The 15,088-nt window shown below is 64.7% G+C and carries 13 protein-coding genes; 4 read left to right on the forward strand and 9 right to left on the reverse strand.

Going from position 1 to position 15,088, the window contains the following annotated elements; genetic code table 11:
* Nucleotides 1–71: 71 nt before the first annotated feature.
* From dapD to galE, 3 genes are read left to right on the forward strand one after another with little or no spacing between them, the layout of a single operon-like run.
* On the forward strand, nt 72–1,052 hold the full coding sequence (dapD, locus tag M1D40_RS13615) for a 2,3,4,5-tetrahydropyridine-2,6-dicarboxylate N-succinyltransferase (protein WP_341393472.1): 981 nt from the start codon (nt 72–74) through the stop codon (nt 1,050–1,052).
* An 18-nt stretch (nt 1,053–1,070) separates the two neighbouring features.
* Nucleotides 1,071–1,946 carry a hypothetical protein gene (locus M1D40_RS13620; protein ID WP_461169168.1) on the forward strand — a complete coding sequence of 292 codons (876 nt, stop codon included), beginning with the start codon at nt 1,071–1,073 and terminating at the stop codon, nt 1,944–1,946.
* A gap of 35 nt (nt 1,947–1,981) precedes the next feature.
* Nucleotides 1,982–2,998: a UDP-glucose 4-epimerase GalE gene (galE, locus tag M1D40_RS13625; RefSeq protein ID WP_341393470.1), complete on the forward strand. Its 1,017-nt coding sequence runs from the start codon at nt 1,982–1,984 to the stop codon at nt 2,996–2,998.
* Nucleotides 2,999–3,089: 91 nt separating this feature from the next.
* Here the strand turns inward: galE and M1D40_RS13630 are convergent, their stop codons facing one another.
* The 3 genes from M1D40_RS13630 to fdxA all read right to left on the reverse strand — a co-directional run bounded on the left by M1D40_RS13630 (nt 3,090) and on the right by fdxA (nt 6,078).
* A complete protein-coding gene (locus M1D40_RS13630) occupies nt 3,090–4,382 on the reverse strand; it encodes a citrate synthase (protein WP_341393469.1) in 1,293 nt (430 codons plus the stop codon).
* A gap of 218 nt (nt 4,383–4,600) precedes the next feature.
* Nucleotides 4,601–5,755 (reverse strand): succinyldiaminopimelate transaminase, encoded by a 1,155-nt coding sequence (dapC, locus tag M1D40_RS13635; RefSeq protein ID WP_461169169.1) that lies wholly within the window; start codon nt 5,753–5,755, stop codon nt 4,601–4,603.
* Nucleotides 5,752–6,078, reverse strand: a complete 327-nt coding sequence (fdxA, locus tag M1D40_RS13640; protein WP_229964965.1) for a ferredoxin — start codon at nt 6,076–6,078, stop codon at nt 5,752–5,754. Before fdxA ends, dapC begins: the two co-directional genes overlap by 4 nt.
* 122 nt (nt 6,079–6,200) lie before the next feature.
* Here fdxA and M1D40_RS13645 point away from each other — a divergent pair, with 122 nt between their 5' ends.
* On the forward strand, nt 6,201–6,434 hold the full coding sequence (locus M1D40_RS13645) for a putative acetyltransferase (protein ID WP_461169170.1): 234 nt from the start codon (nt 6,201–6,203) through the stop codon (nt 6,432–6,434).
* Between the two features lie 219 nt (nt 6,435–6,653).
* Here the strand turns inward: M1D40_RS13645 and M1D40_RS13650 are convergent, their stop codons facing one another.
* The 6 genes from M1D40_RS13650 to M1D40_RS13675 all read right to left on the reverse strand — a co-directional run bounded on the left by M1D40_RS13650 (nt 6,654) and on the right by M1D40_RS13675 (nt 14,811).
* A complete protein-coding gene (locus M1D40_RS13650; RefSeq protein ID WP_461169171.1) occupies nt 6,654–7,079 on the reverse strand; it encodes a hypothetical protein in 426 nt (141 codons plus the stop codon).
* A 64-nt stretch (nt 7,080–7,143) separates the two neighbouring features.
* A complete protein-coding gene (typA, locus tag M1D40_RS13655; protein WP_341393465.1) occupies nt 7,144–9,066 on the reverse strand; it encodes a translational GTPase TypA in 1,923 nt (640 codons plus the stop codon).
* Nucleotides 9,067–9,391: 325 nt separating this feature from the next.
* On the reverse strand, nt 9,392–11,110 hold the full coding sequence (locus tag M1D40_RS13660) for an ABC transporter ATP-binding protein (RefSeq protein WP_461169172.1): 1,719 nt from the start codon (nt 11,108–11,110) through the stop codon (nt 9,392–9,394).
* A gap of 14 nt (nt 11,111–11,124) precedes the next feature.
* Nucleotides 11,125–12,096 (reverse strand): ABC transporter permease, encoded by a 972-nt coding sequence (locus M1D40_RS13665; protein WP_461171064.1) that lies wholly within the window; start codon nt 12,094–12,096, stop codon nt 11,125–11,127.
* Between the two features lie 13 nt (nt 12,097–12,109).
* Nucleotides 12,110–13,036, reverse strand: coding sequence for an ABC transporter permease (locus M1D40_RS13670; RefSeq protein WP_341393463.1), 927 nt, complete (start codon nt 13,034–13,036; stop codon nt 12,110–12,112).
* Nucleotides 13,037–13,167: 131 nt separating this feature from the next.
* Nucleotides 13,168–14,811 carry a peptide ABC transporter substrate-binding protein gene (locus tag M1D40_RS13675; RefSeq protein WP_341393462.1) on the reverse strand — a complete coding sequence of 548 codons (1,644 nt, stop codon included), beginning with the start codon at nt 14,809–14,811 and terminating at the stop codon, nt 13,168–13,170.
* Nucleotides 14,812–15,088 lie beyond the last annotated feature (277 nt).

Consider the following 15,088-nt stretch of genomic DNA (forward strand, 5'->3'; position numbering starts at 1 on the left):
GAGCGGCTGGACGGCCTTGCCGGGTTGTCCCGCACCGGCCGCCCGCATGAGCCGTCGGTAGACTGGAAGGCATGACTTCAAGCACCTCCTCCCCGACCGCCCGCATTGCCTCCGGCCTGGGCCTGGCCACCATCACCAGCGACGGCACCGTCCTGGATGTCTGGTACCCGCAGCCCGTGCTCGCAGCCCTTCCTTCCGCTGACGACGCCCCGGCCGATGCCCTCGAGGCCGAACTCTCAGCAGCAGCCGCCTCGATGACCGACGCCGAGCGCGGCACCCGCGGCGAAGTCCTGCGCACCGAGATCGATCTCGACGCGGCACCCGCCTCCACCGCCGACGCCTACCTGCGCCTGCACCTGCTCTCCGCCCGTCTGGCCGCCCCGAACACCCTGAACGTTGACGGAATCTTCGGGCAGCTGCCCAACGTGGTGTGGACCAACTTCGGCCCGTGCGCCGTCGAGGGCTTCGAGTCCGTCCGCCTGCGGCTGCGTGCCCGCGGCCCGGTGACCGTTTTCGGCGTGGACAAGTTCCCGCGCATGACGGATTATGTCGTCCCCTCCGGCGTCCGGATCGCCGACGCCGGCCGGGTCCGCCTGGGCGCACACCTGGCCGAGGGAACCACGGTCATGCATGAGGGCTTTGTGAACTTCAACGCCGGCACGCTGGGCGTTTCCATGGTGGAAGGCCGCATTTCCGCCGGCGTAGTGGTGGGCAACGGAACCGACGTGGGCGGCGGCGCCTCCATCATGGGCACCCTCTCCGGCGGCGGCCGCGAGAAGATCACCCTCGGCGAGCGTGTCCTTCTGGGCGCCAACTCCGGCGTGGGGATCAGCATCGGCAACGAATCAGTCGTGGAAGCCGGCCTCTACATCACCGCCGGCACCCGGGTTTCGGTGCTGGTTCCGGGCGAGGAACCGCAGATCGTCAAGGCGGTGGAACTCTCCGGAGTTCCCAACCTGCTGTTCCGCCGCAACTCGGTCACCGGCAGCGTGGAAGCTCTGGCCCGCAGCGGAGCATCCGTGGAGCTCAACGCCGCACTGCACGCCAACTAGGGCAGCAGCGCTCCGCCCATGCCTGCCACAGGTCCCGCCGCCCGGCGCAGCAGCGGATTCCTTCCGGTGCTGCTGCTGGTGGTGCTCTTCCTGGTCGCCGTCACCGTCTACGCCGTCTCGGCACTCCGTGAGCCGGGCAAAGAGACGGCCGCCCCGCCGTCGTGCACTGCGACGGCCGACGGCGCCGAGTATCACCTGACGCCGGCACGGGCGGAGACGGCAGCCCTCATCGCCGGTATTTCGGTGCGCCGGGGCATGCCGGCGCGGGCCGCTTCCATTGCGGTGGCGACCGCCATCCAGGAGTCCGGGCTGCGGAACCTCGATTACGGGGACGACGCCGGCCCGGACTCCCGCGGCTTATTCCAGCAGCGCCCGTCCCAGGGCTGGGGCAGCGAGGAACAGGTCATGGACCGGGTGTACGCGGCCAATGCCTTTTACGATGCTCTGGAAAAAGTCCCGAACTACGCGGACCTTCCCCTGACCGTGGCCGCCCAAACGGTCCAGCGCAGCGCCTTCCCCGATGCGTATGCGGACCACGAGGACGAGGCCAAGGCGTTTGCGTCCGCCCTGACCGGGCACTCCCCCGCCGCCATGACATGCACGCTCGATCCGCCGTCGGCCTCGGGCAGCCCGGAGGCTGTCCTGGCCGCGCTGACCGCGGTCTACGGCCCGGTGGAAGCCACGGTCGAGGGCTCGCGCATTACCGTGGCGGGGACCGGCAGCTACGGCTGGTCGGTGGCGGAGTGGGCCGTGGCCTCCGCCGACGCGCTTTCCCTTGATTCCGTGGCCTTTGACGAACGCCGGTGGACGCGGGCCACGGGGGCCTGGGACCCGGCGCCGGCGGCCGACGGCGCGGTGGTGCTGACAGTTTTCCGGGCAGCGGAGCAATCCTGATCCGGTGCCCGTGCCGCATCCACTAGTCTGAAGTCATGCGAATACTTGTTACCGGAGGCACGGGATACATCGGTTCCCACACCACGCTGGCCCTGCTGGAAGCAGGCCACGACGTCGTCGTGCTCGACAACCTGGCCAACTCAAGCGAAGAATCCCTGAACCGGGTCCAGGACCTGGCCGGGCGCCGCGCCGAATTCGTCCGCGCGGACCTGCTGGACGAGCCGGCCGTTGACGCTGTCTTCACCGACCATGCGATCGACGCCGTCATTCACTTTGCCGGTCTGAAGGCCGTCGGGGAATCCGTGGCCAAGCCGCTGTACTACTACCACAACAATGTGGGCGGCACCCTGAACCTGCTGCGCATGATGGACAAGCATGATGTCCGCACCCTCGTCTTCAGTTCCTCGGCCACCGTGTACGGAGCCTCCGAAGAGGTTCCCCTTACGGAAAAAACGCCGATGGACGCCGTGAACCCCTACGGCCGCACCAAGGAACAGATCGAAGACATCCTGGCCGATCTGGGCGCTGCCGACGAGCGCTGGAACATTGCGCTGCTGCGCTACTTCAACCCCGCCGGCGCCCACGAATCCGGCCGGATCGGCGAAGATCCCACCGGCGTGCCGAACAACCTGCTGCCGTTTGTGGCCCAGGTGGCCGTTGGCCGCCGCGAAAAGGTCATGGTCTTCGGCGACGACTACCCCACCCCCGACGGCACCGGCGTGCGCGACTACATCCATGTTGTGGACCTCGCTGCAGGGCACCTGGCCGCCCTGGAATACATCACCGCCAAGTCCGGCGTGCACCGCTGGAACCTCGGCACCGGCAACGGCTCCTCGGTGCTGCAGGTGCTGGCTGCCTTCTCCAGGGCCGCCGGCAAGGAGATCCCGTACGAAACCACCGACCGCCGGCCCGGCGACGCCGCCGTCAGCTACGCTGATCCGTCAGCAGCGCTGGCAGAGCTTGGCTGGTCCGCCACGCGGTCGCTGGACGCCATGTGTGAAGACCACTGGCGCTGGCAGAAGAACAACCCGCAGGGCTACGCCGGATCCTGACGCACCTGATCCTGACGGACGCGAAGAAGGCCCCCGGAATCCGATGGGATTCCGGGGGCCTTCCTTTTATGCCGTTGAGCTTGGCCTGGACCTAGCGGGCCGGGTAGTTCCGCTCCGGGGCGCCCGTGTAGAGCTGGCGCGGGCGGCCAATCTTCGTCTGCGGGTCCTGCATCATTTCGCGCCACTGGGCAATCCAGCCCGGCAGGCGTCCAATGGCGAAGAGGACGGTGAACATCTTTTCCGGGAAGCCCATGGCCTTGTAGATCAGGCCGGTGTAGAAGTCCACGTTCGGGTACAGCTTGCGCTCGATGAAGTAATCATCGGCGAGGGCCTTCTCTTCCAGGCGCATGGCGATGTCCAGCAGCTCGTCGTTGCCGCCGAGCTTTGCCAGGATGTCGTGGGCGGTGGCCTTGACGATCTTGGCGCGCGGATCGTAGTTCTTGTAGACGCGGTGCCCGAAGCCCATGAGCTTCACGCCGTCTTCCTTGTTCTTGACCTTCTCCATGAAGGTTTCCGGCGCCATGCCCGTGGACTTGATGTCCCGGAGCATGTTCAGCACGGCCTCGTTGGCCCCGCCGTGCAGCGGGCCGAAGAGGGCGCTGATGCCGGCGGACACGGAAGCGAACATGTTCGCGTTCGAGGAGCCGACCAGGCGCACCGTCGAGGTGGAGCAGTTCTGCTCGTGGTCTGCATGCAGGATCAGCAGCAGGTCCAGCGCCTTGACCAGGTCGGGATCAATTTCATACGGTTCCGCCGGGAAGCCGAAGCTCAGGCGCATGAAGTTCTCCACGAGGTTCATGGAGTTGTCCGGGTACAGCATGGGCTGGCCGATGGACTTCTTGTGCGCGTAAGCGGCGATCACCGGCAGCTTTGCCATCAGACGGACGGTGGAGAGCTCCACCTGCTCTTCATCAAACGGGTCCAGGGAATCCTGGTAGAACGTCGAGAGCGCGCTGACTGCGGAGGACAGCACCGGCATCGGGTGTGCGTCCCGGGGGAAACCGCCGAAGAAGCCCTTGAGGTCTTCATGCAGCAGCGTGTGGCGGCGGATCCGCTGGTCAAAGGCTTCCAGCTCCGTGGGGGTCGGGAGGTTTCCGTAGATCAGCAGATACGAAGTCTCCAGGAAGCTGGAGTGCTTGGCGAGCTGCTCAATCGGATAACCGCGGTACCGCAGGATGCCGGCGTCGCCGTCAATGTAAGTAATGGCGGACTTGGTAGCCGCGGTATTCATAAAGCCGGGGTCAAACGTGACGGTTCCGGTCTGCTTCAGCAGCTTGGAGACGTCAAAGCCGTCGTTGCCCTCCGCCGCTGCAACACGGGGGAGCTCGAGCCGGTCTTCGGTGTTTTCCCCATAGTGCAGCTGTGCACTGGGACGCTCAGTCATTAAGTCTCCTTCAGGAGTTTGAAGAAACCAGAGCTACGGGCGTCGCGTGGTGTGGGGGGCGCCCATAGTGTCAATTCCGCTAAATCTATTTACGCAAAACGCTACCCTTTGGGCGCCCTTTACGACTAATCGGCGGCCGGGTTGTTGTGGAAGCGAAACATGTCGCTCCTCCGCGTCCGGCGTTATAAGCACGGGCTCCCCCCGCAGGCCGTCCCCGCTTATCCGGCGGCGGCAGTCAGCCGCCGTGCCGCGGCCGCGACCCGTTCATCGGAGCCGGTGAGCGCAATTCGGACAAAGCCCGCACCTTCATTTCCGTAAATGACGCCGGGGCCGGAGACAATACCCAGCTTCGCCAGCCGTTCCACGGTCTGCCAGGTGTCCTCGCCGGCTGTGGCCCAGAGATAGAGCCCTGCCTCGGAGTGGTGGATGGTCAGCCCGAAGGCTTCCAGAGCGGGAACCAGCAGCTCCCGGCGCGCACGGTACTTCTCCTTCTGCGCCGCCACGTGGGCGTCGTCGGAGAGGGCGGCGATCATTGCGGCCTGCACCGGCGCCGGAACGATCATTCCGGCATGTTTGCGGCTGTTGACGAGGTTGGCGATGATCGCCCCGTCACCGGCGACAAACGCGGCACGGTAGCCGGCCATGTTGGACTGCTTGCTCAGCGAGTACACCGACAGCAGCAGGTCATTGCTGCCGCCGCTGACCACAGGGTCCAGGATGCTCGGCACGGGCCGGCCCCCGCGGTCGGGATCCCAGTCGCCCCATCCCAGTTCGGCATAGCATTCGTCCGAGGCGACCACGGCTCCGATTCTCCGCGCGGAGTCCACGAGGGAGCGCAGCGAGTCTGCGGAGCGCACAATGCCGGTCGGGTTTCCCGGGGAGTTGACCCAGACCAGCCGCACGCGGGCACGGACGTCGTCGTCAAGCTCTTCAAGACTGTCGGCGGCCACGGGGGTGGCGCCGGCCAGCAGGGCACCCATGTCATAGGTGGGGTAGGCAACGGTGGGGCGGACGACGACGTCGCCCTCCCCCAGCCCCAGCAGCAGCGGCAGCCACGCCACCAGTTCCTTGGAACCCACGCTGGGCATGATGTCCTCCGGATCCAGTCCCGGGACATTGCGGCGCCGGGCGTACCAGCCGCTGATGGCCTGCCGGAGAGCCGGAGTGCCGTGCGTGGTGGGATAGCCGGGCGCGTCAGCAGCCGCGCTCAGGGCCTCCCGGACAACGGCGGCCGTCGGGTCCACGGGAGTACCGATGGAGAGGTTGACGGCACCGTCCGGGTGCTCCGCAGCCAGCTTGGCGTAGGGAGCCATGGCTTCCCACGGATACTCCGGCAGGTCCAGCCCGAAGGTGCGCGAAGGGGCGGAACTCATGCCTCTTGGTTCTGCGGGGGAAGGACGGCGATGATCGGGTGGTCCTTGTGCGTATTGCCGATCTTTGCCGCACCGCCCGGTGAACCCAGGTCGTCAAAGAATTCAACGTTGGCCTTGTAGTACTCGGCCCATTCTTCGGGGGTGTCGTCCTCGTAGTAGATCGCTTCAACGGGGCAGACCGGTTCACAGGCACCGCAGTCGACGCACTCGTCGGGGTGAATGTAGAGGGAGCGTTCACCTTCATAGATGCAGTCCACCGGGCATTCCTCAATGCATGCCTTGTCTTTTACATCTACGCATGGCTGCGCAATTACGTACGTCACGATCCCTTGCCTTCCTGATCTGCGGACCGTCCCGGACGGGGAAAATCCACGAAGTGTTGGTTCCACGTTAGTAGCCTGATCCATTATCTCCCAGTCGGAGGTTGCCCGCGTACCATGTAACGGTGAACGTTCCCCCTCCAGCAGCCGTCCTCCGTGCCCTGCCCGCCGGTGCCCGCGTGGTGGTCCGCTACCGTCTCGGGGAGGGGTTCACCGACGTGCTGGGTTATCTGGTCGAGGCAGCGGACGAGGAGGTCACGGTTGCCGGCCGCCGCGGAAACGTCACGGTTCCCTACCACCTGGTGACGGCGGCCAAAGAAGTACCTCCGCCGCCGGCTCCGCGCGCGCCGCGGCGCTGAGGCCACCCGGCTCCGCTGACCGCGCCCCACGTCACCTGACTCCTGGAGTGCCGCCCGCTGCACTGGTTCCCACCCTTTGTGGCTGGTGGGGCTGGAGGGACACCTTCCGCCCCGGCAGTGCACAAAGGGTGGGAACGGGTGCGCAGCGGCTCTTTGGGGCCAAGAAAAAACCCCGCTGCCGGTAATCCGGAAGCGGGGTTTTGACCAGCGGTCGGCTTTTTAGGCCCGGCCCGCCAGGGGAGGCTCAGGCAACTGCCGGCCGGCAGCACGTTCTGCGTCTGTACGGCGGGCCTTGGCGAGCACCCACGAGGTCAGGAACAGCGCAATGATGGTCACCAGCGCCTGCCCGAACAGCCAGATGCGGCCGGCCAGGACGATGCCGGGCTGCACCTCGAGCACGGTTCCGGTGATGATCAGCGGGGTGTCCCAGAGATCGAGCGTGAACAGGCCCAGGATCACGTACGTGACAAGCCCGGCCGCCGCAGTCCACAGTGCCGAACGCGCCCATACTCCGGCGAACACGGCAACAGCGCAGCTGAGGACCAGCGCGCCGGCCGCACCCAGCGGTACGGCGGTGTCCCCCGCGTACAGAACCTGGGCATGAAGCCCGGTCCCCAGCACGGCGGCCAGCACTCCCCCCAGCACGGCCGCCGCCGGGCCCCGCCAAAGCGGGGCCCGGCGGACGGGGCTCAATGCTTCCGAAATGCTGTTAGCCCTTGGCGCGTGCGCGGGTTACCTTGGCACGCTCCGAAGCGTTCAGCACCAGCTTGCGGATGCGGATGGACTCCGGGGTTACTTCCACGCACTCGTCTTCGCGGGCGAATTCGAGGGACTCTTCCAGAGTCAGCTTGCGCGGCGGGGTCAGGTTCTCGAAGGTGTCCGAGGAAGCGGCACGCATGTTGGTGAGCTGCTTTTCCTTCGTGATGTTCACGTCCATGTCATCGGCGCGGGAGTTCTCGCCGACGATCATGCCCTCGTACACCTCGGAGGTGGGCTCCACGAAGAAGGAGCCGCGTTCCTGCAGCTTGATCATCGCGAACGGAGTGACGACGCCGGAGCGGTCAGCGATCAGCGAGCCGTTGGTGCGGTACTCGATCGGACCAACCCAGGGCTCGTAGCCCTCGGCGATGGAGGAGGAGATGCCGGCGCCGTGGGTTTCCGTGAGGAACTTGGTGCGGAAACCGATCAGGCCTCGGGCCGGAACGATGAATTCCATGCGGACCCAGCCGGTGCCGTGGTTGGCCATGTTGACCATGCGGCCCTTGCGGACAGCCATCAGCTGCGTCACGGCGCCGAGGTATTCCTCGGGTACGTCGATGGTCATGTGCTCCATCGGCTCGCACTTCTTGCCGTCGATCTGCTTGGTAACAACCTGAGGCTTGCCCACGGTCAGTTCGAAGCCTTCGCGGCGCATCTGCTCCACGAGGATGGCCAGCGCGAGCTCGCCGCGGCCCTGGACTTCCCAGGCATCCGGACGCTCGGTCGGCAGAACCTTCAGCGAAACGTTACCGATCAGTTCCTTGTCAAGGCGGTCCTTGACCTGGCGGGCGGTAACCTTCGCGCCCTTGACCCGGCCGGCCAGCGGCGAGGTGTTGATACCGATGGTCATGGAGATGGCCGGATCGTCGACCGTGATCAGCGGCAGCGGCATCGGGTTGTCGATGTCGGTGAGGGTTTCACCGATGGTGATGTCCTCGATACCGGCAACAGCAACGATTTCACCGGGGCCGGCGGAATCGGTCGGAACGCGATCCAGGGCCTTGGTGGCCAGCAGCTCGGTGATCTTGACGGACTTCAGGGTGCCGTCGGCACGTGCCCAGGCAACGGTCTGGCCCTTGTGCAGGGTGCCGTTGAAGATGCGCAGCAGGGCCAGGCGGCCCAGGAACGGCGAGGCGTCCAGGTTGGTCACGTGGGCCTGCAGGACGCCGTCCGGGTTGTAGGTCGGCGCCGGGATGTGCTCGATGATCGTCTGGAACAGCGGCTCCAGGTTGTCATTGGCCGGAGCGGAGCCGTCTGCCGGCTGCTCCAGTGAAGCTGCACCGACCCGAGCTGCTGCGTAAACGACCGGAACGTTCAGGACGAGGTCCAGATCGAGGTCCGGAACTTCGTCCGCGAGGTCGGAGGCCAGGCCCAGGAGCAGGTCCATGGCTTCGCTGACAACCTCGTCGATGCGGGAGTCGGGGCGGTCGGTCTTGTTGACCAGCAGGATGACGGGCAGCTTGGCGGCCAGCGCCTTGCGCAGCACGAAGCGGGTCTGCGGCAGCGGGCCCTCGGAAGCGTCAACGAGGAGGACAACGCCGTCAACCATGGACAGACCGCGCTCAACCTCGCCGCCGAAGTCGGCGTGGCCGGGGGTGTCGATGACGTTGATGGTGATCGTTTCGCCCTTGGCAGCCGGGCCGTTGTAGAACACCGTGGTGTTCTTGGCCAGGATGGTGATGCCCTTTTCGCGCTCCAGGTCACCGGAGTCCATCACGCGTTCTTCCACGTTTCCGTGGGCCGCAAACGAGTTCGTCTGCTTCAGCATGGCGTCGACGAGGGTCGTCTTACCGTGGTCAACGTGGGCCACAATCGCAACGTTGCGGAGATCGCTTCGTACTGCGGTATTTACAGCCGTGTTGGTTTCTGACATGCGTGAGGACTCAATTCATAGGAGATAAGTTCGAAGGTGGTGCACGGTAGCCCGGCTAGTATTCCCGGGTCAATCCGGCCGTTCTGTACGAATCCCGCTCTACACGTATGCTCCGTAAGAATGTACCGAAGGCGCCGCCGTCAGCGGGCACGCTACCATTCTAATCCGAAGATCATAAGTTCCCTAATGGACGAACTTGGGCCGCGGCAGGCAGGTGCTCCGGGACATCGCCGATGACCCGGCAAACCGGCGCCGGCACAGCGGAAGGCAGGCAGCCGCGCGGACTGCCTGCCTTCCGAAAGCACTGCTAACGGTAACCGGAACGCTACGCCACTTCCGGCGGAAGCATCAATCCGGCGCCGGGAATGGCTGCCAGCAGGGCCCGCGTGTAGTCCTGCTGCGGGTTCCCGAACACATCATCAGTGGTTCCGGTCTCCACGATCTTGCCCTTCTGCATCACGCAGACCCGGTCGGCGATCTGCCGCACCACCGCGAGGTCATGCGTAATGAAGAGGTAGCTCAGGCCCAGCTCAGACTGCAGGTCGGCCAGGAGGTTCAGGATCTGCGCCTGGACCAGGACATCCAGGGCCGAAACGGCCTCGTCGCAGATCACCACTTCCGGGTCCAGGGCAAGCGCCCGGGCAATGGCCACGCGCTGGCGCTGGCCGCCGGAGAGCTCGTTCGGGTAGCGCCGCATCATCGACGCCGGCAGGGAGACCTGCTCCAGCAGTGCGCGGACCTTTTTCTCCCGGCTCTTGGCATCGCCGATGCCGTGGACCCGCAGGGGCTCCTCGATCGTCCGGTAGATGTTGTACATCGGGTCCAGCGAGCCGTAGGGGTCCTGGAAGATGGGCTGGACACGGCGGCGGAAATCGAACATCTTCCGCCGGTTCAGCGTGGTGATGTCCACACCGTCGAACAGGATGTCGCCCTTGGTGGCTGTTTCCAGTCCCAGGACCATGCGGGCCACCGTGGACTTGCCGGAGCCCGATTCGCCCACGACGGCGGTGGTGGTGCCGCGCGGAATGGAGAAGGACACGTCGTCGACGGCGGTGAACTCCGTCGACTTGCCCAGGGCCCCGCGCAGGTTGAACACCTTGCTCAGGTGCTTGACCTCAATGACGTTGTCGGTGCGCGCGGTTTCGGGGCCGGAGGCGAGGACCTCGTCGTTTTCCACGCCGAGGGTCCTCGCTGTTTCGATCCGGCGCGAGGCCAGCGACGGCGCGGACTCCACGAGCTTGCGTGTATACGGATGCTGCGGGTTCCGCAGGATTTCCAGGGCAGGCCCGGACTCCACTACCTGGCCCTTGTACATCACCACTACCTTGTGCGCACGCTCGGCTGCGAGGCCGAGGTCGTGCGTAATCAGCAGGACGGCGGTGCCGAGTTCATCGGTCATCCGGTCCAGGTGGTCCAGGATCTGGCGCTGCACGGTCACGTCCAGGGCCGACGTCGGCTCGTCGGCGATGAGCAGGCGCGGCCGGCAGGACAGGCCGATGGCGATCAGGGCCCGCTGGCGCATCCCGCCGGAGAACTCGTGCGGGTACTGGTTGGCCCGCGCCGCGGCGTCCGGCAGTCCGGCCTCGGACAGGACCTGGGCAACGTCCTTGGCATCGTGCGGCAGGCCGTTCGCCCGCAGTGTTTCCTTGACCTGAAAACCGATCTTCCAGACCGGGTTCAGGTTGGACATCGGATCCTGGGGAACCATGCCGATGGAGGAGCCGCGCAGTTCAACAATGCGCTTTTCGCTGGCGTGGGTGATGTCTTCGCCGTCAAAGATGATGCTTCCGCCGGTGACTGCACCGTTTCCGGGCAGCAGGCCGATGGCGGCCAGGGCCGTCGTCGACTTGCCGGATCCGGACTCCCCCACGATCGCCACGGTTTCCCCGGGCATGATCGTCAGGTGTGCATTGCGCACCGCAGGGACGTCGCCGTTGTTGGTCTTGAAGGTAATGGCAAGGTCCCGGAGTTCGAGCAGCGGCTGCGGCTGTCCGTCCCGGGCCTGTGCCGAGGCAGCGGTGTCCGCCTTGGGGGTCGTGGACATGGTCACATCCTTAGTCATCGCTTGCGCGACTTCGGGTCGAGCGCATCCCGCAGGGCATCACCAAGCATGATGAAGGACAGCACGGTCAGCGACAGGGCAAGGCCGGGCCAGAAGATTGCCGTCGGATTGGTGCGCAGGGAAGGCTTCGCGGAGAAAATGTCGTTGCCCCAGGACATGACGTCCGGCGGCAGTCCAATGCCCAGGAAGGACAGCGTGGATTCCGCCACGATGAAGGTACCGAGCGAGATGGTGGCGATCACGATGACGGGTGCAACGGCATTGGGGATGACGTGCTTGATCAGTGCCGACATCCGGGAGACACCCAGGGAGCGTGCGGCCGTGACGAAATCCGCGTTTCGGACCTCAAGGACGGCGCCGCGGGTAATGCGGGCCACCTGCGGCCACCCAAACGCTACGAGGATCAGCACCATCGTCCAGACGTTGCGGTTCTCGCGGAAGAACGGAAGCTGGACGACGACGATCGCACCGAGGATCAGCGGCAGGGCAAAGAAGATGTCACCCAGGCGGGCCAGGATGGCATCGATCCAGCCGCCGAAGAAACCGGCCAGTGCGCCAATGATGCCGCCGATGAGGACGACGCCGAGGGTCGCCATCAGGCCGACCAGCAGTGAGGAGCGGGTGCCGTAGACCACGCGGGCCAGGATGTCGCATCCCTGCTGGGTGAAGCCAAGCGGGTGGCCCGGGGCGGGGCCGCCGTCGGAGTTGGCAAGCAGGCAGTTGTCGTTGGGCTGCTGGCTGGTGAACATGCCCGGGAACAGTGCCACCACAACCACGATCAGCAGAAGGAGGGCACTGATGATGAACAGCGGCTGCTTGCGCAGGCTGCGCCAGGCTTCGCTCCAGAGACTGCGGGGAGCACCGTCGCTGGTTGCACTGTCCACGGCGGCCACCGGCGTTTCGTCCAGATCCGCCACGAAGTGCTCAATGGGATAGGGGGAGACTTTTCCGCGGCTAGCGGGGGTCATGGTTTGGTCATTCTCAGGCATATCGAATCCTCGGGTCCAGCCACGCGTACAGCAGGTCTACCAACAGGTTGGCGAGGCAAAAAATCAGGATGAGCACGGTGACGATCGAGACGACAACCGGACCTTCACCGTTGAGCACGGCGCGGTACAGGGTGTTGCCGACGCCGTTGACGTTGAAGATTCCTTCGGTCACGATCGCGCCGCCCATCAGGGCGCCAAGATCCGCACCCAGGAAGGTGGCGACCGGAATCATGGAGTTCCGCAGAATGTGCACTGTCACGACGCGGGGGCGGCTGAGCCCCTTGGCCGTTGCAGTGCGCACATAGTCGGCGTTGGCGTTTTCAATAACGCTGGTGCGAGTCAGGCGCAGCACATAGGCGAAGGACACCAGGCCCAGCACAATCGCGGGCAGCAGCAGTTCGGTGAAGCCTGCGGCGCCGCTGACCGTTGGATTGGTCCAGGCGAGTTTGACGCCAAAGACGAACTGCATGAGGAAACCGAGCACGAAGATCGGGACGGAGATGACCACGAGGGAAACTACCAGGACCGTCGAGTCGAAGAACTTGCCCTTGCGCAGTCCGGCGAACAGGCCGAAGACAATGCCGAAGACGGCTTCGAAGACCAGGGCCATCACGGCCAGCTTGGCGGTGGTCGGGAAAACCTCACCAATGATGGTCGCGATTTCGCGGCCAGCGAAGTTGGTTCCGAGATCGAAGGTCAGCACACCCTTCAGATACAGCAGGTACTGCATAAAGAAGGGCTGGTCCAGGTTGTACTGGGCGCGCAGCGAGGCTTCGACGGCGGGCGTGCAGCCCTTTTCGCCGCAGATGGCGGCAGTGGCGTCGCCGGGAAGGCTGAAGACCAGGAAATACAGGAGCAGCGTTGCGCCGAGGAACACGGGGATTAACTGGAGGAAGCGCCTGAGGACATATCCGGTCATCAGATGTCTCCCTGCCGCGCGGGGCATGCCCGCTGAGGGGGGTTGGTGAAACTCATTCTAAAGAGCACCTTTACTTTGGAACGGCCCAAGGGCCCGGCTGCAACCGCAGCCGGGCCCTTGCGCTGTCGGAATTACTTGCCGGTGATGGCGTGGTACAGCGGCACGCCGTTCCAGCCGAATTCAACGTTGTCTACATTGGTGCTCCAGCCGCCCTGGGCGACCTGGTACCACAGCGGAATGGCGGGCAGGTCTTCCAGAAGCATTTCCTGTGCTTCGTTCATGACCTCGTTGCCTTCTTCGACGGAGGTTGCCGCGAGGCCCGTGCTGAGCAGTTCATCGAACTCGGGGTTCTCGTAACGTGCGTCGTTGGAGCCGGCTCCCGTGGCGTAGATCGGGCCGAGGAAGTTGTACAGCGACGGGTAATCCGCCTGCCAGCCCGAGCGGATGGCGCCGGTCAGGACGCCGTCGGTAGCCTCGGTGCGGGCTTCCTTGAAGGTGGCGTAGGGCTTGCCCGTGATCTCAATGCCGAGGTTGTTCTTGACATTGTTGACCACAGCTTCGACCCAGGTCTTGTGATCGCCCTTGTCCGCGTTGTACGCGATCGTCAGGGGTTCCGAAGCATCGTAGGGAGCAAGCTTCTCGGCTTCTTCCCACAGCTTCTTGGCCTCGTCCGGGTTGAACTCCAGGTTTTCGCTGCCCGGAAGATCGTCCTTGTATCCGTCCAGCACCGGAGCGGTGAAGTCCGCTGCCGGGGTCCGGCCGTTGTTGAAGATCACGCGGGTGATCTCTTCGCGGTCGATGGACATGGACAGGGCCTGGCGGCGGAGCTTGCCGGCTTCGCCGCTCCAGTTCTCGAGGTAATACGGGATGGCGAGGGTCTGGTTCCCGGCGTACGGGGACTCGATGGACCGCTCTTCGCCGAGGTCGTTCTTGAAGTTCTTCACGTCGGAGGTCGGGATGACCTTGAGGACGTCCAGGTTGTCTGAGATGAGGTCCTGGTAGGCCGTGGTGTCGTTCTGGTAGATCTTGAACGTCACGCCCGCGTTCTGGGCTTCCTGGGGGCCTTCGTAAGACTCGTTCGGAACCAGCTTGATCTGCTGGTTGTGCTCCCAGGCGCCTTCGCCGTCGAACTTGTACGGGCCGTTGCCCACGGGGTTTTCGCCGTAGGTAGCCGGATCTGCCAGTGCTTCCGCCAGCATCGGGTAGAAGGCGCTGTAACCCAGGCGCAGCTGCCAGTCGGACTCCGGCTGCTTCAGGGCGACAGTGAAGGTCGTGTCATCCACTACCTTCAGGCCGGACATGGTTTCCACGGTGGAGCCTTCGGCGCTGGCTTCGTCATAGCCCTGGATGCTTTCGAAGAAGTAGCTCGAGAGCTGCGCGTTCTTCGCAGCGGCACCGTAGTTCCAGGCATCCACGAAGGTCGCCGCGGTTACGGGCTCACCGTTGCTGAAGGTCTTTCCCTCCTTCAGGGTGATGGTGTAGTTCTGGGCGTCCTCGGTCTCAATCGACTCGGCCATTTCGTTCTGCGGCTTGCCGTCAGCGTCATAGCTGATCAGGCCGGCGAAGAGCAGATCCAGTACCGCGCCGCCGCCCACCTCGTTGGTGTTGGTGGGGATCAGCGGATTCTGGGGCTCTGCGTTGTCCGCAACAATGACACGACTCGTGTCGCCTTCGGCGCCCGCCTCGTTCGAGGTGTCGCCGCCGCCGCAGGCCGTCAGTGCCAGAAGGGCCACGGCTGCAACGCTGAGTAGTTTGGGAGTGCGTGTGAAACGCATTCCGCCTCCTTAGTTTCTGGATCCGAGCGCGTAGCGCCGGCAGTGAGGCTACCTAGTGAGCCCACTCACAAATTCAAAAGCAATTGCCTTTGGCCCATACCGTACTCACTCCGGGACGGCCCAAATGACAGACGCGCCCGTCCGGAGGCCCCCAAAGTGGACAAAACGGCTTATCAGAGGCGGAAATACATAGAAACACATGAAGATGTAACGATTCGATATACGCGCATCATATTACGACGCAATTATAGGTTTGCGGGGTGACTCATGTCATACT

The organism is Arthrobacter sp. Z1-15 (genome assembly GCF_054792395.1).